The following is a 20,911-nucleotide window of genomic DNA, read 5'->3' on the forward strand; positions in this document are numbered from 1 at the left end:
GCAGCGGTGAAGTCGAAGAGCGGCCTGTGGCATTTAGGATGTAGCATTTAGCATTTAGGTTGTAGGGCGCTCCGCGCGTTGGGGCTGGGAGGGGCGACGCGTGGATTCGAGCGCCGTGGAAAAGATCGCGCTCGGCCAGGAAACCGCGGCATGTGCTAGGCACGCGGCGCCATCAGCGTGGAGAGCTCTTGGGCGACGCGGTGGATGACGGACTCCCAATCGCCGGGGGCGGGCTGGCGGAAGAGGCGCATGGTCGGATACCACGGCGTGTCTTCGCGCTCGAGGCCCCAGCGCCAGTCGGGGACGAACGGTAGCAGTGTCCAGACAGGGCGACCGAGCGCGCCGGCGAGGTGGGCGACGGCGGTGTCCACGGTGATGACGAGATCGAGTTCGGTGATGAGAGCGGCGGTGTCGGCGAAATCGGTGATGTCGGCGGTCAGGTCGATCAGCCCGGCATCGATGAGCGCGGGCGGCTGGCCGTCCGGTGGCTTCACTTGCAGGGTTTGGAAAGTGGCGCCCGGCAGGCGGAGCAGGGGAAGCAGCTTTTCGGGTGGCATCGAACGCTGGCGATCGTTCCGGTGTTGCGGGTTGCCCGCCCAAGCCAGGCCGACCCGAAAGTGAGACCGGGCGCCGAGTTTCGCGCGCCAGGCGGCGCGGGATTCGGCAGTGGCTTGCAGGTAGGGCTGGGCCATGGCCAGGGGCTCCCATTGCTCAATGGCAAATGGAAGATGGAGAAATGGAAGATGGCGATCGAACGGTGGCAACGACGGGGAGGCCGGCGCGGTCGTATCCTGGCGGTCGACGATCTCCGCGCCGAAGCCGCCGCTCTGCCGGACCAGCCGGCTCAAGAGCGGCGGGCATTCCACAATGACGCGGGCAGCGTGGGCGCGCTCGCGGACGAGGGGGACATAGCGCAGGAATTGAATCGCGTCGCCGTGGCCTTGTTCCTCGTGGATGAGGATCGTCTCCCCGTCGGCCCGCGACCCGTCCCAGAGCGGCGCGGCGAACTCGCGCGGCGGCGCCGCGGGTTCGGGGCAGTGATCGTGCCGCGCATGCACGCGCCAGCCTTCCTCGTGGCGCCCGAGTCGCAGCAGAACGGGCGCGAGCGCCCAGTGCGGGTCGGCGTAGTCTGGCTTCAAATCGATGGCGCGGCGAAAGCAGGCGATCGCCTTGTCCCACTGTCCCGACCGCGAAAGCGCTACGCCCAGATTGTAGTGCATCTCGGGGGCGTCGGGTTGCAGGGCGAGGGCTGGCCGAAAATGGGACGCGGCTTCGTCCAGATAGCCCTGCTCCATGAGGACGTTGCCGAGGTTGGTGTGCGTCTTCCCGTGGCTGGGGTTCAGGGACAGCGCCTGCCGGTAGGACGCGACGGCCTGGCCCAGGTCGCCGGCCCTCGCGTGGGTGTTGCCCAGGTTGAAGTGCACCTCCGGGCGATGCGGATCGATTTGCCGCGCCCGCTCAAGGACGGCCACGGCTTCGGGCCAGCGGCCCAGATCCGCCAGAGTATTTCCCAAGAGAACGGTGGCGCGCAGGGAGTCCGGTTGCGCCGCCAGGATCCTCCGGCAGGCCTCTTCGGCCTCCGCCAGGCGGCCGGCCTGCTGGAGGGCCATGGCCATCTGGAAAGCTTGTTCGATGGTGATTGCAGGCATGCCGGGGAGGGTTATCCTCAGGTTGAATCGTGTAGCGGGGTAAATTCCCAGAGCAAAAAGTGTTTGCATTCTGCGGCGAGGCCGCTATTTTCCGCGCTCCCAATTTACTTATGGCTAAAACCTGCTGGCTCGAACGTGAAAAACGCAAATCCGCGACTGTGGCGAAGTACGCCGCCGTGCGCGCTGAACTGAAGGCGAAGGGCGACTACGTCGGTCTGTCCCAACTTCCGCGCAATGCCTGCGCGGCGCGCTTGAGCCGCCGCTGCCAGGCCACCGGCCGCAAACGTGGCTACATCGGCCGCTTCAAGCTGTCGCGTATTACCTTCCGCGAACTCGCTTCGAACGGGATGATCCCCGGCGTGACGAAGTCGAGCTGGTAACCGGTATTCCAAGACTCTTTTTCGAGCCGCCGGCTACCGCTGGCGGCTCGTTTCTTTTTCCATGACTCCCGCTTTCCTCGCCAACGCCGGAGCCATTGCCACCGAATGGGACGGGCCGGAGGTCATCGCGGGCAAGCTGCTCGGCATCCTGACGATCGTCGTGCTCAACGGTTTTTTCGTGGCCACGGAGTTCGCGCTGGTCAAGGTGCGCGGCAGTCAGCTTGATCCCTTGATCGAGGAGGGCAACGCGAAGGCCGTACGCATCCGGCACATTCTCGGGCATCTCGACGCCTACCTTTCGGCGACGCAATTCGGCGTCACGCTGGCCAGCCTGGCGCTCGGCTGGCTGGGTGAGGATTATTTTACGATGCTGCTGCAGCCCGCCTTTTATCGGCTGGGCATCGAGTCGCACCGTGTCATCGACGGCTTCGCCGTGGGCATCGGCTTCGTCATCATCACTTTCATCCACATTCTCTTCGGCGAACTGGCGCCGAAGTACATCGCCATCCGCGACCCGCTGCGCCTCGCGCTGACGCTGGTGCGGCCGCTGGATTTCTTCTTCAATCTTTTCCGCCCCGCGATCTGGCTGCTCAACCAGGCCTCGAGTATCGTGCTGCGCCGCTGGCTGCGCATCACCCCCGCGACCGAAAGCGAACTGGCCCATAGCGAGGAAGAGCTGCGTGTGATCCTGAGCCAGAATGCCGAGCAGGAAAGCGTGACCACGATCGGCAAGGAGATCCTGATCAACGCCCTGGACATGCGCGACCGCGTGGTGCGCGACATCACCACGCCGCGCGGCAAGGTCGTGTTCCTCAACACCGAGGACACCTTTGAGGAAAACCTCCAACGGGCGTTCGATTCGCGGCACACGCGCTTCCCGCTGTGCGAAGGCCACCTCGATCACACGATCGGTCTCGTGCACATCAAGGACATCGTCAAGCTGCTGCGCACGCCGCAGCCGGACCTGCACACGATCAAGCGCGACCTGTTTCCCGTGCCGGAAATGATGTCGCTGGAAAAGCTGCTGACCTTTTTCCTGAGTAAGCACGCGCACCTTGCGCTGGTCGTCGACGAGTACGGCGGCACCGCCGGCATCGTGACGCTCGACAACGTGATCGAGGAGCTCGTGGGCGAGATCCAGGATGAATTCGACGCCGAGAATCCCGAGTTCCGCCGGCTCAATGCCAACGAATTTACGGTCGAAGGTTCCATCGGGCTTTACGAACTGCACGATCTCGCGGGGCTGGAATTGGAAAGCCCGGACGTGAGCACCATCGGCGGGTATGTCACGCATTTGCTCGGCCACATGCCGAAGCAAGGCGAGCACGTGCGCATCGAGGACTACGAGGTCACGGTCACCCAGGCGGATGGCCGGCGGGTAGGGCAGGTGCTCTTCAAGCGCGTGGGTGACAAGGACGAGGAGAAGGCGGAGGCGTAAATCAACAGGGCGAAGGATGCCGCCCCTCGCAGTTCATTTCTCCACCTTCAAGAACTGCACGCCGTCGAGCACGACGTAGCCGTCGGTGCCCTCGTTGGTGACGCTGATGGTGGTGTTGTGACCGCTGGGGAGCGCGAATTTGCCGAGGGATTGCTGGCCGCTCTTTTCCTGCTCGTTGACGCGGATGGTTTTGGAATCACTGCCGGCGATGGAGATGGTGACGGGGACGTTCTTCGCGCGGTTGGCGTTGGGCGGGAAGTGGAAGATGATCTCGTACTGACCGGCCACCGGAATTTCCGGCGTCCACTTGGCGGTGAGCTGGCCCTTGTTCTCGTTGTGATCGTGGATGTAGCCTTCGCCGACGTGGTGCGTGCCGCCGAGACTGCCGGCGATCCATTCGCCGGTCTTGAGCGCATCGGTGTCGTCGAGGACGAGGCCGTCGAGTTTGGGTGGAGGCGTGGCGGGATGATGGGCGGGGCCGGTCCACTCGAGGACCTGGCTGTCCTGAAGGAGGCGCGCTTTCAACGTCGCGTAGTCGACTTTTTGCACCGTCACCTTGGTGTCGATGGCGAGGCTGGCCGCGGTGGCGGCGCTCTGGCCGAGGATCATGAAGACCGGCTCCATGCGGATGCTGCCGTAGGCGATGTGGGTGGCTGAGAGGCAGACAGGGACGAGCAGGTTTTCCGCCTGCCCGGCTTTCGGGACGATGCTGCGGTACGAGACGGGATACGGCCCGGCCACGCCAACTTCCACGTCGCCTTCGTTGCGCACGATGCCGCCTTGCACGAGCCGCTGGCAATTGTGCGAGTCCATGTTGTAAGCGCCCATGGCCACGGGATCCTCGGCCTTGCGCTGCCAGCGGCAGTCGGCCTCGGTCATGACGTAGTCGGACATCATGCGGCGGGCTTCGCGGACGTAGAGCTGCGGCGGGAAGTGGCCGTTGTTCGCGAACTCATCCTTCGCCATGCCCCATTTGTTGACGGTGTCGCGGATGTGCGGCGGCACGCGCGGGCTGCTGGAGAGGAAATAGAGCAGGCCTTTGATGTAGTCGGCGTGGGCCTGGATGATGCGTTCGCGGGTGGGATAATCGGCGTCGGGATAGGCGAAGTTTTCGCCGATGAAATCGGTGCTGAAGCCGCCGCCGTTGTTGGTGTCGGTCTTGTCGTTGGGCATGGGCGTGGGACCCATGAAAATGCCGTTCAGCGGTTTGCCGGCTTTTTCCGCGGCCTCGATGTAGCGGGCGAGCAGCTCAAATTGTTTCTCGTCGTAGTTCGCCGGTTTGAGATCGGCCCACGGGACGAGGTTTTCCTGCGTGCGGGTCATGCACAGGCGGAAGTTGTAAGCCTGCACGCACTTGTCGGCGTCGCCGGGCTTTTCATCGGTGCCGGCCTGGATGAAGGGGATCAGACCGCTCTTCGGGTCGCCGGGGGTGAGGTAGGGATCGACGGCCACGGTGAATTGATGCTGCGGGGTCTTTTCGCGGAAGCCGTTGAGCGTCTCGCCAAACTCGGCATTGGCTTCGCGGCCCACATGATAGCTCACGCCGGCCTTGGCCATGAGGTCGCCCTCGTAGCTGGCATCGATGAAGACCTTCCCGCGATAAGTGCGGCCGCTTTCGGTGGTGAATTCGACGATGCGCGCGCCGTCCATCTTCACACCCTGGAGCTTCTCGCCGAGGTAAACTTTCACCCCGGCATTCGCGAGCCACTTCTTATAGATGTCCATGGCCACGTGGGGCTCGAAGGTCCACTTCGTATCTCGACCCGTTTTTTGCACCAGGGGGTCGGTGGATTTCTCGTGCTTGATGTCCTGTGCGTCGCGCTTCTGCCAAGTCCACGCCTCGGGCTTTTCGTAGTGTGTGGCGATCTGCTCGTAAAACTCGCGCGCGATGCCGCCGATGGCGCCCTTGTTGCCGATGTCCGTCGCGCCGAGGCCGCCGGTGGTGAGGCCGCCGAGATGGGGTGACCACTCGGCGATGACCGCTGTCTTGCCCATGCGCCGGGCTTGCACCGCAGCGGCGACGCCACCGGAGGTGCCGCCAAAGATGACGATGTCGGATTCGACGACTTCAGCGCGGGCGACAAGGGCGCTGAGCAACAACGCGGCGATGAGGGGGAAGGGGAGTTTCATACAAGGAGTGATCGAACGAGCCAAAGGTGAGACGCGCAAGCAAATGATCGGGTGAAGGAACAGATCATCGCCGTCGACCAGGAGCATCGAGTTTCGTCAGACAACGATTCAACCCTTTCAGGGTTAAGGCACCGCTGTGGGAATTACCCAGGGTAGCTCGTGCCTCGCAACCCTGGGCTGTTAGATTAAACGCCGTTGGCGTTCCTTCGGTTCCCGCCGCTGATCTACATGAAGCGCCCTAGAAATTCATCCGCAGGCCGCCGGTGACGCTCTGCGCGTTGTATTCCTTCTTCAGGAGGTCGGTGTCGTAGTAGATGTAAGTGGACGTGCGCGTGTTCCAGAGGACGGCGACACCGGCGCCGAAGAGCAGGCTGTCGCGCCCGAGTTCCGTGTCGGCCACGGAGAACATGTCGCCGGCGCCTGAAGCGAGGGCGGAGTCGATTGAATAGCTGCGGTCGCCGAATTCGTGCTGCCAGGCGAGCTGGCCTTCCGGACGCACGATGACATTGCCGACTTTCCAATCGTAGGCCATCCGCAATCCAAACGTGGAGCGGATCGAAGATTGATGCTGCCCGGCGTAACGCAGCGGCGTGAGCGAGCCGTGCTCGGTGAAGCCATCGATGCCGACGTAGGTATATTGGAACTGCGCGGTGGGGCCGATGGTGAGGGCGTCCAGACGCCAGTCGTAGCCGGTATCCACCATCACTTCCACTTCCGTGCCCTGCGTGCTGCCGGAGGCGTCGCCATCCAGCGAACTGCGGCGGGTGGAGTAGTTGCTGGCGCCGCCGGTGACCGCGGCATCCGCATAGAAACCCTTCGTATAATAAGTGCCGTAAACGCCGACCTTGCCGCCATTGACGAGCAGGCGGCCGTCGTCGGGGAGATTCGCATTCGTGCCCGTGTAGCCGACGGTCATGCCGACCGCGAGTTTGGGAGTGAGCCGATAATCCGCGCCGACCGTGACGCCGCCGGTGTTGAGCTCGTAACTGCTGGCATTGGACGATTCGCCGACGTGGACGAAATCGCCGTCGCCGCGGATAAAGGTGCCCCAGCGCCGGTCGGCGGCGGGCGTGGCGTCGGTCTTGCCGCCGTCGCCGCTTGGGCCGGCAACGCCGCCGCTGTAGTTGGGCCCGCCGTTGGCCTGGAAGCCCGCACTGCTGAAGCCGCTCGCTCCCGCGCGCAAGTCGGCGGTGCGGCGCTGCACATTGCGCGCCTGCACATCCGCCAGCGAGACGCCGAGCCGGTAAACCGCCGCCATCTCGTCGGGCGCGATATGGTTGAAATCGTCGGGCAACTGATTGAGCTGCCGATTGTCGAGGAAGGTCATCAGCTTGGCGGAGCGCTTGTCGGTCGCGGCGCTGTCCAGCATCCGGGCCACGGAGGTCTGGTTGTAGGTGAGATGAATCTGGCTTTCGATCGAGGTGAAGGAACCCTGCGTGCCTTCGAGGGCCACGGCATTCGGCTCATAGACCAGCTTGGCCACGACGATGGTGCCGCCGAGGAAGGGATTGACCACGTCCGAGAAGGTTCCGCTTACGCCACCGTCGGCGGTGAGGAACTTCACCTTCTGGCCCATCTTGAGCTTGATCGTGCCGCCGCCGTCCTTTTGCAGAACGAGGCGTCCGTCCAGTTGCGCATGGCCGCCGATCGACAGCCGCGAGTATTGGCCGGCGTTGGCGCCATTGACCTGGATGACCAGCGCGCCAGTGGACTTTTGCGTATAGTTTCCCTTCACGGTGAAGGTGCCCGGGGTGGCGCTGTTGGGAATAGCCCCGATGGGTGTGCCGGGAAGGACGGCGCCGAAGTTGACTAGATTGCCGGCCAGCGTGCCCGTTCCGGTGAGCGTTCCCTTGACGCTGATGACGGCATTGCTGATGAGAGTCCCTTGAACATTGAGGCTGCCTTCCTCGATCTTGGTGCCTCCGGTGAAGCTGGCGGTGTCCGTGAGTCTCCATTGGCCGCCGCCGAGTTTGTCGAGAAACTCGTAACCGGAAAAATCGGCCAGCTTCAAGGTGTCGTCACCGCCGCCGACGAGGCGAAGGGTATCGTTGGTGCCCACGCTGGCGGAGATCGGGGTGTAATGAATTTGCGCCGCGATGATCACGGTATTAATCCCGGTGCCGAGATTGACCGCACCGGTGAAGGTGCCGAAGTCGCCGATCGTAATTCCGGAACTGGTGGTGGCATCGACAGACACCCCACCCGTCGCGCCGATCGTTCCTCCGTTGATCAGCGTGGTGATGCCGGTCGCGTTGTTGGCGGTCACTTTGCTGGCCAGGCTGCCGAGGACGGTGATCCCGCCGGCGGTCAGCGTGGTGCCGCCGGTGTAGGTATTGACGCCGCTGAGGCTAAACGTGCCGGTGCCCAGTTTGGTGACGCTGCCGGTCCCTTGGATGACACCCGAGAACAAGGTATTGGTGTTATCACCGCCAGTGGTGAGCGTAGCCGAGCCGAGATTGACCGTCCCGCCTGTCCCGGTCGTAAAGTCATTCGCCAGGGAGCCGATAGTTTGATTTAAATTATTGAGGTCCAACGTGGCGCCCGCGTTGACCCCGACGGCGGAGTTGCCGGGGATGGTATTGGTGGCGCCGGCGCGCAAGGTGCCCCCATTCACCAACGTTGCGCCCGCGTAGGTGTTGGCGCCGCTGATGGTCATCGTGCCAGTGCCAACCTTGAAAAAGCTGCCGCCGGTGCCGGCGGTATTTCCGCCATCCTTGATGACGCCGGAGAAAGTGGTGCTGGTGTTATCGAAACCCGCGACCAGGATCCCGTTCGTGGAGCCGAGTGTGACCGTGCCGCCGCCGCCGGCTCCGTCGGCCAGAGAACCGATTTTTTGCAGGTGATCGTTGACGTCCAAGGTGGCGCCGGGATTGACGCGGACCGCCGAGGTCGAGGGCAGAGCGTTGTCCACATTCACCCGAATTGTCCCGGCGGTGATTTGGGTGACCCCCGTGTAGATGCTTTGACCGCCGAGGATCAGCGTGCCGTTGGTGGGGGAGTTCAGCGTGATGCCGCCACCCACGCCGACGCCGGGGAGGTGGTTTGGATTCTCAAAATTAGTATCACCGTCCTCGATCACACCCGCGAAATTACCTCCGACGCCAATGGTCAGCGTCCCGGAGCCGAGCCCAATCCTGCCGACGCTGTTGCCATTGAGGGTGGCGATGGTTTCATTGGCGCTGCGCAAGTCCATACCATCGATGTGAACCCCACCTCCGAAGGTGATACCCGCGCTGTTGACCGTGACGGTGGCAGTGTCGGCGATCTGTTCTCCGCCGGCCAAGCCGTTGATGAAGTCGACCGAGCCATTGCCCTCGACATCGATATCTCCCTGCACCGCACCATTGGCCACCGATTTTGCCAAGACGAGGAAGGAATGTCCCTCGACCGTGGTCAGCCCCGTGTAGGTATTCGCCGTGCTTCCGCCGTAAATGAAAGACACGTAGTCATTGGTAGGGTCACTGTTTACCGCCGCGGAAGTGTCGAACGTGATGCCGCCATTGGAAATAGCGTTGGTAAAAGTGATCTGTGCTCCCGCGTTGAGCCCGGTAATCGTCCGCGTGGCGGCATTCAGATTCACGGGGCCGTTGAATGTGAGGTTTTGGAGGCCAGCGTCCGCGAGGTTGATATTGGTCGCGATCGAGAAATCACCGAGAACGGAAACCGGGTTGTTGAATTGAAGGTCTCCCACTACGTTGTTGAGCACGTCCCGGGTTCCCGAGACGTTCGTACCAATAATGCCGCCGACGATCGTCAGCGTTCCCGTACCCAAGGCATTGGTGTTATCGATGTTCAATCTTCCGCTATTGAGCGTCGTTCCGCCGGTGAAGGTGCTATTGCCGGCGAGGTTAATCGTTCCGCCGCCCTGGATCACGATGGAGCCGCCACCCACGAGGGCGGGGTTGATCGTCGCCGTCACTCCCGCGGGCGCGACAATCGTCGAGTTCACGTTGGGAGTGAGCGTGAAGCCGCCGCCATCGTTGATGACGTAGCCGTCAACATCGAAGTGCAACGATGTGAAGGTGATATTGTCGCCCAAGGTGACCGTTCCGGGCGTGGTCGCAAAGTGAGCGATATCGTTGGAATCGTAGACTTGTGGGACCGTGCCGGAGGCGTCGACCCAGTTGGTGGTTACGTTGTCCCACGTGCCGGGACCGCCCGCGCCGTTCGGGGTGCCGCTGCCGGCGGTGTTCGTGCCGTCCCAGTATTCATCGGCCGGGGCCTGGGGGGCGGCGAGGAGAAAGCCGAGGGTCAATAGCGCCGCCACGGAAGTCGTGAGTACGGCGGGACGCTTCTTCTGGGAATGGGGTCGGGACATGAACAGGCGGCAGGGTGCCGTCTCCAGAGTAAATCGTCAAGCCCGCCTTGGGTTAAAGTTGTGTTGCGAAGGGCGGGGTAAATCAGTCGTCCGTATTGTCGACGATGGGCGACAATATGCGTTTGGCTTAAGGCGGTCCGCGCGACCTGTGTCGAGGCACCGGCCCGGAGAATTTTCGGACCTTTAGTAGCCTTGACCGGCCTTGACTGGCCTTGACTGGCCTTGAGCCCGCGCCGTTTTCTTTAGGCGCAGCCATGCTCCATCAAGGCAGCCCGCGCATGGAGAGGGCGCGCCAGTGCGGAATGAACCGGGGATCAGGAAAGAATTTCAGGCACGATTGCTGGCGATCCCCGTCGCCACCCTTGCGGGCGCGCTTCGCGCGGCTTCTCGCTCCGCTCGATTAGGCACGATTGAGGGCGATTGACCACGATCGCTGGAATTTGACCGCAGAGGCCGCAAAGAGAAGCGAGAGGGCCGCAGAGGGAGTATTTTCCTTTGCGACTCTTTCTCGTTTCTCTGCGCTCTCGGCGGTCATGCCGACCCTTGCCGTAGATCGGCCTGGCCGTGTTACTCTCGCTTGGTATGTCAAAGAACCTCCTTTTCCACCCGCGCCTCCGCAAAGCCCTCGATGGCTACACACACCTCTTCTCAATTCCGTCGCGCATCGTAGCACCGTAGCTGTAAAAAGTCAAGCAAAAAGTGAGAGGAATAGCGCGAAAGAATCGACCGCCGGGCTCATTGAACCCCAGCTACAATCCTGCATCGACCGCTTCCGCTACCGCTTTGCCGCGGGCGCGGGGATCTTCTTGAAACGCTGCGTGAGTTCGACCAGCGGGCCTTCGACGCCGAGGCGTTCCAGGGAACTCGCGCCGACGAAACCGACGCAATCGGTGTGCTGGTTCACGTAAGCGGCATCTTCCGGCGTGGCGATGGGGCCGCCGTGGCTGAGGAAAAAGATGTCCTTCCGGCCTGAGGAACGCGCTCCGTCAATGATCGTCTGCGTCCGCCGCACGGCATCATCCATCGAGCACACTGCGCCGGTTACGCCGATCGAGCCGCCGACGGTCGTGCCCACGTGGGCGATGATCGCATCCGCGCCCACGTCGGCCATCGCCTTCGCTTCGTCCGCCGTGGCCACATAGACGATGGTGAAAAGATCCATCCGGTGCGCGAGGCCGATCATCTCGATCTCCTTCTGCACGCTCATGCCGGTTTCCTCCAGCACCTTGCGGAACTGCCCATCGACGATGGTGTGGGTGGGAAAATTGTTCACCCCGCTGAAGCCCATGTCCTTCACCTTGCCCAGCCAGTGCCACATGCGCCGACGCGGATCGGTGCCGTGCACGCCGCAGATCACCGGGATTTCCTCCACCACCGGCAGGACCTCGTACTCGCCGATGTCCATCGCCACCTGGTTCGCATCGTCATAGGCCATGAGCCCGCAAGTCGACCCATGGCCGCTCATGCGGAAGCGCCCGGAATTGTAAATGATGAGCAGGTCCGCCCCACCGCGCTCGATGAATTTCGCGCTGATCCCCGTGCCCGCGCCCGCGGCGATGATCGGTTCTCCGCGCCCGAGCGCGGCGGACAAGCGATCGCGGACTTCCTGCCGCGTGTAGGGGTTTCCTTTTCCAGTCCAGGGGTTGGGCATCGGGGTGAAAGTTTGAAGTTTGAGGTTTGACGTTTGAAGTAGGGGAGCTGGCAGCAAAGCGCGTCGCCGCGGCGCGGGAAAGCCTTTGTGCGTTTTTGATAGACGTTGGTGGTTCAGGGAAACGTCCGCGCCACTCCGGCACTCGGAACGAATCGTTAGTTTCCTCATTGCTCGCGACCGTTACGGTCGAAAAAGGCCTGGTACCTGCAGATCGGTAACTAAAGTTTCCTGCGGCCTCGTTTTCATGCTTGCCAAGGTGTTTCGAACATGACCGTATTCTCACGGGTAAATCGAGAGTCGATGAATCATCGTTATCGCAAATTGTGTGCGTGTGGCCAGCTACTGCGGTCTGTCGACCGACTGCAAGGCGGGATGGATCGGTGTCATCTTAAATCTGACTTGGAAGTTATTATTTGAATCGGATGAGTTTGGGCGCACAAAGGTTGATCATCAAATTGAGCCGAGATCCCGCCGATCCGGAGAACGTCATTCTCTCTCTGGTTCCGCCGATCGAGAGGCAGGCTGGCAATAAACCCGGCGGGTTCAAGCCGGTGACGATTCGCCACCCCGATTCCTTGCTACCTCCCGCTGACGATTTTTGGGAAGAGTTGAGAGAGGCAAATGTCGACAACCGTTTTTATTCTTTTGCCGAGGAGGACCGGAGATGTAAATCATTGGGTCGCCGCCTGTTTGAAGTCCTTTTCGACCAGACCGTCGCCGGTGACGCGAAGGTAGATTACGATAAGATCTACGACGAAGTCCAAGGTTTGGCTCACACGTGGGATCAGCATCGTTCTGCCGACCGGGAAGACGCGAGTATCAAATCTTTGGGTTGGCGGCCAAGAGTGATGTTGCAAATCTCCGACGAGATCGGGGAATTGTGGCGTTATCCATGGGAATTGATGTGGATTCCATTTCAGCCCACCAAGGTGGGAAAGATTCCAGGGGGAATTTTTCTGTCACGGACCTACGCTTTCCTGCGCATCATGCCGGGCACTCGAAAGGAGGGCGAAATGAGGGCCACTCCGATCCATTTGGTCTGTGGCTCGAAGGCGCAAAACAACATCTCCGCAACCCATTCGAGTCCTCTTGATTCGATCTGTGGTGGCCGGCGTCATCGGCCACCCACTTTGAGTTGGTTGGATGCCCATTCATGCTCCAGCTTGCGCGACATGTTGGTTCGGAATTCCAGCGAAGGATACGTTCACTTGGGGCACTCGGACTTCGTCACGGACGAAAAAGAGGTCTCGCGATCTCCCCGGCAGGTATTTTTCCTGGAGGAGGAATCGACCGCTCCGGCCGATACCCTTCCTTTCTCGAATTCCGCCAGACGCGTTCCCGCTGCCGAGTTTGCGACTGCTCTCGATGAAGCGGTAAAACTAAAGAGCGTGTATCTGCTGGGATCGATGACTGCTCGTGTCCACCCCACGAAGCTGGGAGATACGCTGCTTGGCCATATCCCGCGCCATATCGTGGAGATCGTCGGGTTTCAACACGACGTTTCCTCCGCTTCCTGCCTTGAGTTGCTGCAGATCCTTTTTTTCTCGATTCCTCAACCGGTCGAAATCCATGAGAGAGAGCCGATCGAAACAGAAGTAGCCATGCTGCACGCCCGGCGCAAGATGGCCGGTTTGCGAATCACGGGTCGCTACAGTGAACGCCGGCGTATTCCTAATGAGTGGTGGAAGCCGGTCATTTATCGCCGTGCGGCCAATGCGGAAATTCAAATTGACTATCAATATCCGAGCCCCGTCGGGACGGTCGAAAGCCGCGATATTTCCATCCCGATTCGCCTTCCGAGTGACCCTCGAATGAATATCGGAGGGATCTCTCGTTTCGTTCAGGATATTGCCGACCGCGCGACAACCAGTTCACTCTAAGGAAATCTTCATGACGACCCCGGACACAGATCCCAGCGAAGGGATGCCCTCACTACCGCCCCATTCGGCCAAAACAATTGCTCTAGTGAGTCCAAAGGGTGGAACAGGCAAGACAACACTCTGCCTTTCGTACGGTGAAATGCTAGCCCGGTGGGGGAAACGGGTGTTGCTGATTGATTCGGACTTTTCGACCCGCGGCCTCTCTCGCTATCTCAATATCATTTCCCTTCAAGGCCTCGAAAGGGAGATCGAGAAGATGGGGGATCCGAAACGAGAAATAGGTTTGGCGGGATTTTTTCCTGAGCTTGGGCTAAAGAAAACGCGTGATTGGGAGGTCGAGGCATATTGCAGGCCGATTGCGTTAAGCGAGGTATTTGATGACCCGAAACTGGAGGAAGTGAGGAGTCGTCTTCACATTCACCGGCATGGTAAACTTGTCGTCCCCAACAAGGAAATCGCGCGCGCAACGATTATGCGTGAAGATACGCTCATTGCGGAGTTGACCGACGCGGCGCTTTTGGAGGCGCCGCCGGGCGAAGAACCGGAAGAAACCAGAAAGCGTGCGTTGGGTTTGTTCCTTCATTACTGGATCGAGCTGCGAACGAAGTTGTTCACGCAATTCGATTTCGTGCTCATTGACACCAGGGGAGGCGGCGATTTGACTTCCGGTATAGCCGCGACGGTGGCGGACCTATTGGTCTTTGTCTCCGAATACGAGGCGGGGTGGAAAAGCACCATGGAGGGTTTTTTAGAAACAATGATCGATATCGGAAGGGACGTGGAGCAGATTGATGGCGAGCTCAAGCGGCGAAAAGAAAAGGAGCAAATGATCTTTAGTCAAATTGATCAGCCAAAAACTGAGGTTGTGATCTGGAATCGATGCCCTTTTCGAGCGAGAGACTTGGATGCACCGTTGCCGCTGGTTGGCAAGCAAACTGTGCCATATTATTTTGCTTACACATCGGCCATGATACCGCTTTCTGGCGCGGTTGGTGCAGCCCAAATCCTGAAAAAGAGTATTGCCGTTGACGATGACTTGGTAAAGCGAGACATCGAGTTTCAATTCTATCTGGCCAAGTCGCTTGATTATATTCTGTTTGGTGGAGCTGTTGACGGTGAAGCCACGGGCTACATCGGCCTAATTCCGCAAGCCACCGCAGAGGAAAAAGCGGGATTCCGAACAGTGGTTCTGGACGAATGGGAAAAGAAGTGGACCGAAATTCCGGAAGAACAAAGGCTGGAGCAAAATCGGGTGGAACGGGAGCGAAGCGAGCGCGAAGCCAGGGCAGCGGCAGGCCGGACCATATGGCACCGCGGAATGGTGACAGGTGCGGTGTGCCTGGCGGTGGCCAGTACGGTGTTTATTATCGAGTCGTGGTTGCCTTTGGGGAGTAATCCGCATGTTCCAGCGCTGGGGGGAACGGGCATTTTGGCACTGCTCGGCGCCGCGATTCTTCCGATCCTCGCGGTTGTGCTGCTGCCCCGAGTGATCTTACGCATGGGATTCCGCCACGACGAGGCCAGTCAACTGAGGACGATTTCGGCGGTGTCGGTAGGGATGGTCATGCTGGCGGTGGTGACCTTCGCCACCCGTTGGTCGGTGATCGGCGGTGGCGCCAGCGTGCGATCCCTGATTGAGCAAGGAGTGGAAGAAAAGGAGCAGGCGCGTATCTCCGAAAAAACGAAAGCCGCAGCCCTCCAGGCGCAAGTCGAGGAGCTGAAACAGAAGGACGCCGAGAACCAGAAAGTGATCCAGAAGATCGATCCTCAGAATCAGGAATTAGTGAAGCAATTGACGACCGCGGGGTTGGTGAATAACGCGGAATTGCGTGACCAGGTGGTCAAGGCGGCGGCCAGTATTCTCAACCGTCCAGAAGGTGATTTGAAGCAGCCGCAGGATTGGGAGCGCCTGATGCTTCAAGGGATCCAAACGTCTCAATCCTCTGCAATTATCCACGACGAAATATTTTTGAAGATGCTGAATGTGGCGCCGCCAAGGTTGTCTTCGTTTAGTCGCCGGACGCTCGCGGAAATCGGCACAGCGCAAGACGACTTTCCACCCTCGAAACGGGAGAATCTTGGCCAGATGGCGGGATTATGGTTTGCAGGCAGTTTCGCAGCGACGCCAGTCCGAGCGGTGTCCACGCCTCGACCTTCCTCAGCAAGTCCACCGAAAGCCGATGCTTTGGCGCTGTGGACGTTTCGTTGGTTTCGTCGAATGGCAGAGGATACTGAGGCAATGGGTTCGAAAGGTTACAAGCCACCTCTGGACTTTGCCTTCTCGAAGGAGGACGAAAATTTGTCTCACCTGCTGGTTGTGTTGGCGGCCCTCAGCCCCATCGAAAACAGCAAGGGGCCGACGGCGGATACCTATGGGAATGTCTACGTCCGATTTCTCATTCGACGTGTAAAACCGGCATCTCGACAGCAGCTTGTCCCATTGATCGAACAAGAGATGTCCGCGCTCTCCGGTTATCTGGCTGCGGGTGATAAGGAGGCGGCCAACGGCCAGCGTCGACTTGCTGAAATTTTGGTTGGCTGGCGAGGTAGAGGTTTTCCAGCGAAAGTCTGCGCGAAGGCGAATCGCTCGGCTTTGGGCTTTTGCCGGAGAACATGGAAGACAGCGAAGCGTACTGGAAATTGATCCAAAAGCTCGCTAGCCCAACGGTTTCGACGCCTCCTTCGCAAAATGCGAATTCGGATTCACAGGGTCGGACGGCGACCGAAGTTTCCAAGGCTCTACGACTTTTATGGGACGAGCATGGTAAGTGAGTCAATCTTGGCGGCGTGCGGTAATGAGGGTGCAGCCCTGCGGTGCGTTTCAAGAATCTGATTCCAAACGCAAGTCCACCAACGCCCATTGATCCGCCCAAACGATCATCCTGGCTATTTCTTCCTCGGGCCACGTCGAGCTATCTAACTTGGTAACTGCCTGGCGGAATTCGTTGGCGAATGCTGCGGGAGAGTTTGTCGAGTTGATCGAGTCGACGGGCGCATTAAGACGTAGTTGCAGGGCTTTGGTGAGCTCTTCGTTGGGCCAGTGAGGCAGGTACAGGTGATTCTCTTTCGCGTCGCTGGGTACCCAATTCCGTGGATTAAGGATGATTTCGACTGGGTCTTGGAAAGTTTCGAGTGGCTGATGTTGCCGTGCTACGGGAAACGCGCCGCCACGTCGTAGATTTTCGCGAAGGGCGAGTTGGCAGGCCAGGAAGCTATCAATAATTTTTTGCTGATGGCGGTCAGCGTTTGGCAGTACGGAAAAAGTGGGGTGACGGATGGCGGCGGTCGCCCACACTCCACCGGAATGGTAGACTTGCACTCGTTGATACCCAAGCAGGCCCAGTTTGGGGGACGTGGCCGCTGCAATCACGAGGCCACAGTATTCCTCGACGACGTGGACGAACACCGGACATGCTGGAGATAGCGAGAAGGCTACTAGGACGCCCGCAATGCTCGAGTCCCGCTGATCAAGCAACTCTTTGGCGCGGAGGATGATTTGGCGTGCTTCCTCGCCTTCCTTCATCAGGCGATGGAATGTATCGACCGCCCGAGTCATTGCCTCGTATGCCTGGACGAGCTCTGAAGGGGCGCCCTTGACCATGGGATTTCCGTCTGCGTCGCGCCCAATGGCGTCTTCGATTTGCTCTTTAAAGAAGGTGAGAGGGGCCTCGTGGAAGGAGACGGCCCGGGCGATGCGTCCCTGTGGCGCCACACGCTTTAAAAAACTGTCGAAGATTTGATCGGCAGGTAGGACTTTGGGGATCTTCTCAAGGTGGTCCTGGTTCTCCCCATTTCTGAACCATTGGTGAATGGCATCCGGCACGACGGCGCGGAGAGTACGCCAGCGCGAGTAAATTGGGTGACTGCGCAGCTTTTGGAGATCGCTGGCTGAGTAACAGTACCAAAAAGCTCCAGATCGTGCCCGCCAATTTCTTTTTCGGGCCTCCTGCAGGGCAATGCTCACGATATCATCCACGCCGCACCCATAGCCAACAACTACAATTCGTTCTGCGCCCACGAACATATTGACCAATTGTTCAAAGCCCGGAGAATTCAACTGCTCTTCCATGCTGGCCTCGTGATTGATGAGATCGTCAAATTCAAAAGTGCCGTGGGCGTGAAATAATTTGATGGGGTCGCCGGAGGAATTATTCTGGACACGTCCGAATTCGTTAAGGCCTCGAGCCACTCGCATGCGGCGCTTGCCGAAGATTCGCATGGCACGCTCCAGATGATCATCGAAATTGGTGGTAACGACCGTATTTCCGATCCGTCCGTCGCTTAAGAGTAGCGCCAGCAGCGTGTTGGCTCTGGAGATACACGTCCGCGTCGACAGATTTTCAAAAAAAGCCGCCTGGTTAGCCGGAAATGGCAGCCACTTTTGGAGCGCTTCTTTATATCCTCCAAAACTGGCTTCAAATTGAGCGGAGGTCGGGGGAACGGTGGCGGACGATTGTGCCATCAAGCGATAGAGCTCAGGCCCAATACAGGGAATTTGCGGAGCAGAGATACCTGCGCCCACGAGAGACACCCATGGCTCTCGGCTTCTGTCGCCATCATGAATGGGCCAAATTAGATCCAGGGCTTCACTTTCGGTGATCACCCTTCCCTTCCATTCGTCTTCAGTGCGAGGCGAAGACATTCCTCCCTCGTGTTTTTCAGACATAGTATTTCGTACTCATGCGGACTGACCGCATCGTCCGCACGCTGAGTAAACACGGGCCAAAACGCAAGCTGGAATTGATCTCCCGGTGGTGGTGCCGAACGCCCCCAATTCGAGAGTGAGCTGAACTCCGGGATAGAACCAGAGTCAGGCGTCGTATTCTTCAACCACCCGTAGGCCGGCAGATCTTCCGCCTTCGGGAATTCTTTCGGGAAAGGTACGCCATGAGGGTAAACCACATTTCCGATATAGAAACAGCCGCGCTTCAGTTAGAGGTGGATCCATGGTTGCCATCCTCATTAGGCGACGAATCACCGTCCAAAGCCGTTAAAACGTGAAGCGGAAGCCGGAGCGGGCGGAGAAGAAATTCAGGTCGCCGCAGGGATTGGTTGTCATCCGGGAAATAGCGATCGCCGCGAGAGGCCCAGCGGGCTTCGGGTGAGAATTTCCCTTTTCCGGGGAGGCGTAAGCTCGTGAATCGTTCCCCATGTGTGAAACGGAGGGTCATAGCCGATACCTATGGGCTTCTTGCCGAGAGATCGCTTTGCAGTGTGCTGCACCGCTGAAGGTGGGCTTGCATATAGCGTAAAGCTATCGCGACGTGTCGTGAGAAGCATTGGATCGGTAGACCGGACACGCCGATGTTTCCGGCAGGCCTGACAAATGTGGAGGAAGCCTTCGCTGCGGGTCGTCTCGACCCTTGCCCATGAAATCCCAAGATCCCCCCAACCCTCCGTCATCCGCGGCTGATGCGCTACCTTTAGCCGCGGGTGGCGACGGAAACGCGACGAAGCAGGAACCACGGGCCACGGACGCCCAAACACGAATGGGCGGCGCGGACACGCGCGACCACGAGATTTTCCGCGCGTCAGAACTGCGGTATCGGCGTTTATTTGAAGCGGCGCGGGATGGCATCCTGATTCTGGAAGCCGATACCGGAAAGATCAGCGATGTGAACCCCTTCCTGGTGGAGATGCTGGGCTATTCCCACGCCGAATTGGTGGGTACGTCGATCTGGGAGCTGGGTCCGTTCAAGGATATCGTATCCAATAAAGCCAAGTTCGAAGAGCTGCAGCGGCATGGGTATGTCCGCTACGAAAATCTTCCGCTGGAAGCGAGAGATGGCCGCAAGATTGCCGTGGAGTTCGTCAGCAATGTTTATCAAGAAGGTGCCGGCAGGGTCATCCAATGCAATGTCCGCGACATCACAGAGCGGACGGAAGCCGAGAAACAACGAATGTGGGTCGCCGCAATTGTCGAATACTCGGCGGAGGCCGTCGTAACGACGACCGCGAAAGGAATCGTCATAGGGTGGAACGCCGGTGCCCAGCAGCTGTACGGCTACACGGGCGAGGAAATCATCGGGCATTCCGTCTCGGCTCTCTTCCCGCCCGAGAGTTATCGGGAGTATTTGCAAATCATGGAAAAGGTCAGGAAGCGTGAGGTGGTCGAGGCATATGACACGGTGCGGCGGAAGAAAGACGGGACTCTCGTGAATGTTTCCGTGGATATTTCCCCGATCGAAGCGCGCGATGGCGAAGTCGTGGGAGCGACGAAAAGCAGCCATGATATCGGGCGCATCAAACGGCTGGAGGCGCAATTTATCGAAGCGCAGAAAATGGAGGTGATTGGGCACCTGGCGAGCGGTGTGGCGCATGACTTCAACAACATCCTGGCGGTGGTCATGGGTTACAGCGAATTGCTGGGCTTTGCTGTCGACCGGAATAGTCCGCTGCACAAATATGCCGAAGAGATCGGGCACGCGTCGGAGCGGGCCGTGGGGCTCACGCGGCAGTTGCTTATCTTCAGTCGCAAAGAAACGGTGAAGCCGGCGGTGCTCGACCTGAACGAGGTGGTCAAAGACCTGGAGAAAATGCTGCGCCGGCTGGTGGACGAGAACATCGAAATGACCATCGTTCTCGGAGACAAAAACGGGCCCATCAAGGCCGATCCCGGCTATATCGGGCAGGTAGTGATGAATCTGGTGGTGAACGCGCGGGATGCGATGCCCGACGGGGGAAAACTCACCATCACCACCAGTAATGTGGTGCTCGATGAAACGGCGGCCGGGAGGCACGCAAAGGTACTACCCGGGGACTATGTGATGCTCTGTATCCGTGACACCGGGACCGGGATGACAGACGAAGTGAAAGCACATTTGTTTGAAGCGTTCTTCACGACGAAACCCAAAGGCAAAGGCACTGGATTGGGCCTGGTGACCTGCCAGACCATCGTCCAACAATCAGGGGGCTATATCGACGTGAGCAGCGAGATCGGGAAAGGCACGACTTTCCGAATCTATTTTCCGCGGGTCGAGCAGGCGCTGGACGCCATGACGATGCCGAAACCAAGTGGGTCGTTGCCTCGCGGGACGGAGACCTTGTTAGTGGTGGAAGACGAGCCCGGCCTGCGGCATATGTCTGCGAGTGTCCTGGAAGGGCAAGGCTACACCGTCCTGCGCGCGCCAAACGGCCAGGATGGGTTGCACGTGGCGCGCCAGCACAAGGGCCCCCCGATTTCGCTCGTGGTGACCGATGTTATCATGCCGCGGATGGGCGGGAAGGTGATGGCCGAATGGCTGAAGGCAACTTATCCCGAGATCAAAGTTCTATTCACCTCCGGTTACACGGATGACTCCATCGCCAAAGACGGCGTGCTGGAGTCTGGAGTGGCGTTTTTACCGAAGCCTTATATGGCCAGCACGCTGACCCGGAAAGTGCGGGAGATGCTGGACGAGAAAATGGAGAAGGTAGCTGTCTAACCGGGAAAGGAGAATGTGCATAACCCCCGAGCGATAAGCAA

The 20,911-nt window shown here is 59.6% G+C and carries 10 protein-coding genes; 5 read left to right on the plus strand and 5 right to left on the minus strand.

The genetic code is table 11. The features are described from left to right. Nucleotides 1–155: 155 nt before the first annotated feature. Nucleotides 156–1,649 (minus strand): tetratricopeptide repeat-containing glycosyltransferase family protein, encoded by a 1,494-nt coding sequence (locus tag ABJF10_RS03115; RefSeq protein ID WP_348543056.1) that lies wholly within the window; start codon nt 1,647–1,649, stop codon nt 156–158. A gap of 110 nt (nt 1,650–1,759) precedes the next feature. On the opposite strand from ABJF10_RS03115, the gene rpsN reads away from it, so the two are divergent. Beyond that, nucleotides 1,760–2,029 (plus strand): 30S ribosomal protein S14, encoded by a 270-nt coding sequence (gene rpsN, locus ABJF10_RS03120; protein WP_348543057.1) that lies wholly within the window; start codon nt 1,760–1,762, stop codon nt 2,027–2,029. A 61-nt stretch (nt 2,030–2,090) separates the two neighbouring features. Continuing rightward, the gene (locus tag ABJF10_RS03125; protein WP_348543058.1) at nt 2,091–3,467 is read left to right on the plus strand and encodes a hemolysin family protein; all 1,377 of its coding nucleotides are present in this window, start codon (nt 2,091–2,093) and stop codon (nt 3,465–3,467) included. A 33-nt stretch (nt 3,468–3,500) separates the two neighbouring features. Here ABJF10_RS03125 and ABJF10_RS03130 read toward each other — a convergent pair whose 3' ends face one another. The 3 genes from ABJF10_RS03130 to ABJF10_RS03140 form a co-directional block, all read right to left on the minus strand. Continuing rightward, the gene (locus tag ABJF10_RS03130) at nt 3,501–5,597 is read right to left on the minus strand and encodes an FAD-dependent oxidoreductase (RefSeq protein WP_348543059.1); all 2,097 of its coding nucleotides are present in this window, start codon (nt 5,595–5,597) and stop codon (nt 3,501–3,503) included. Nucleotides 5,598–5,835: 238 nt separating this feature from the next. Continuing rightward, entirely contained in the window at nt 5,836–9,915 is a 4,080-nt protein-coding gene (locus ABJF10_RS03135; RefSeq protein ID WP_348543060.1) for an autotransporter domain-containing protein, read from the minus strand. A 775-nt stretch (nt 9,916–10,690) separates the two neighbouring features. Then, entirely contained in the window at nt 10,691–11,566 is an 876-nt protein-coding gene (locus ABJF10_RS03140; protein WP_348543061.1) for a phosphoenolpyruvate hydrolase family protein, read from the minus strand. 422 nt (nt 11,567–11,988) lie between these two features. Here ABJF10_RS03140 and ABJF10_RS03145 point away from each other — a divergent pair, with 422 nt between their 5' ends. Then, on the plus strand, nt 11,989–13,446 hold the full coding sequence (locus ABJF10_RS03145) for a hypothetical protein (RefSeq protein WP_348543062.1): 1,458 nt from the start codon (nt 11,989–11,991) through the stop codon (nt 13,444–13,446). 10 nt (nt 13,447–13,456) lie between these two features. Continuing rightward, complete coding sequence (locus ABJF10_RS03150) at nt 13,457–16,090, plus strand: AAA family ATPase (RefSeq protein ID WP_348543063.1); 2,634 nt, start codon at nt 13,457–13,459, stop codon at nt 16,088–16,090. Between the two features lie 177 nt (nt 16,091–16,267). Here the strand turns inward: ABJF10_RS03150 and ABJF10_RS03155 are convergent, their stop codons facing one another. Beyond that, on the minus strand, nt 16,268–18,112 hold the full coding sequence (locus ABJF10_RS03155; RefSeq protein ID WP_348543064.1) for an SIR2 family protein: 1,845 nt from the start codon (nt 18,110–18,112) through the stop codon (nt 16,268–16,270). A 703-nt stretch (nt 18,113–18,815) separates the two neighbouring features. Between ABJF10_RS03155 and ABJF10_RS03160 the strand changes: the two genes are divergently transcribed. Beyond that, nucleotides 18,816–20,870, plus strand: coding sequence for a PAS domain S-box protein (locus ABJF10_RS03160; RefSeq protein WP_348543065.1), 2,055 nt, complete (start codon nt 18,816–18,818; stop codon nt 20,868–20,870). The last annotated feature ends 41 nt before the right edge of the window (nt 20,871–20,911 follow it).

This window comes from Chthoniobacter sp., assembly GCF_040003245.1.
GTDB lineage: Bacteria > Verrucomicrobiota > Verrucomicrobiia > Chthoniobacterales > Chthoniobacteraceae > Chthoniobacter.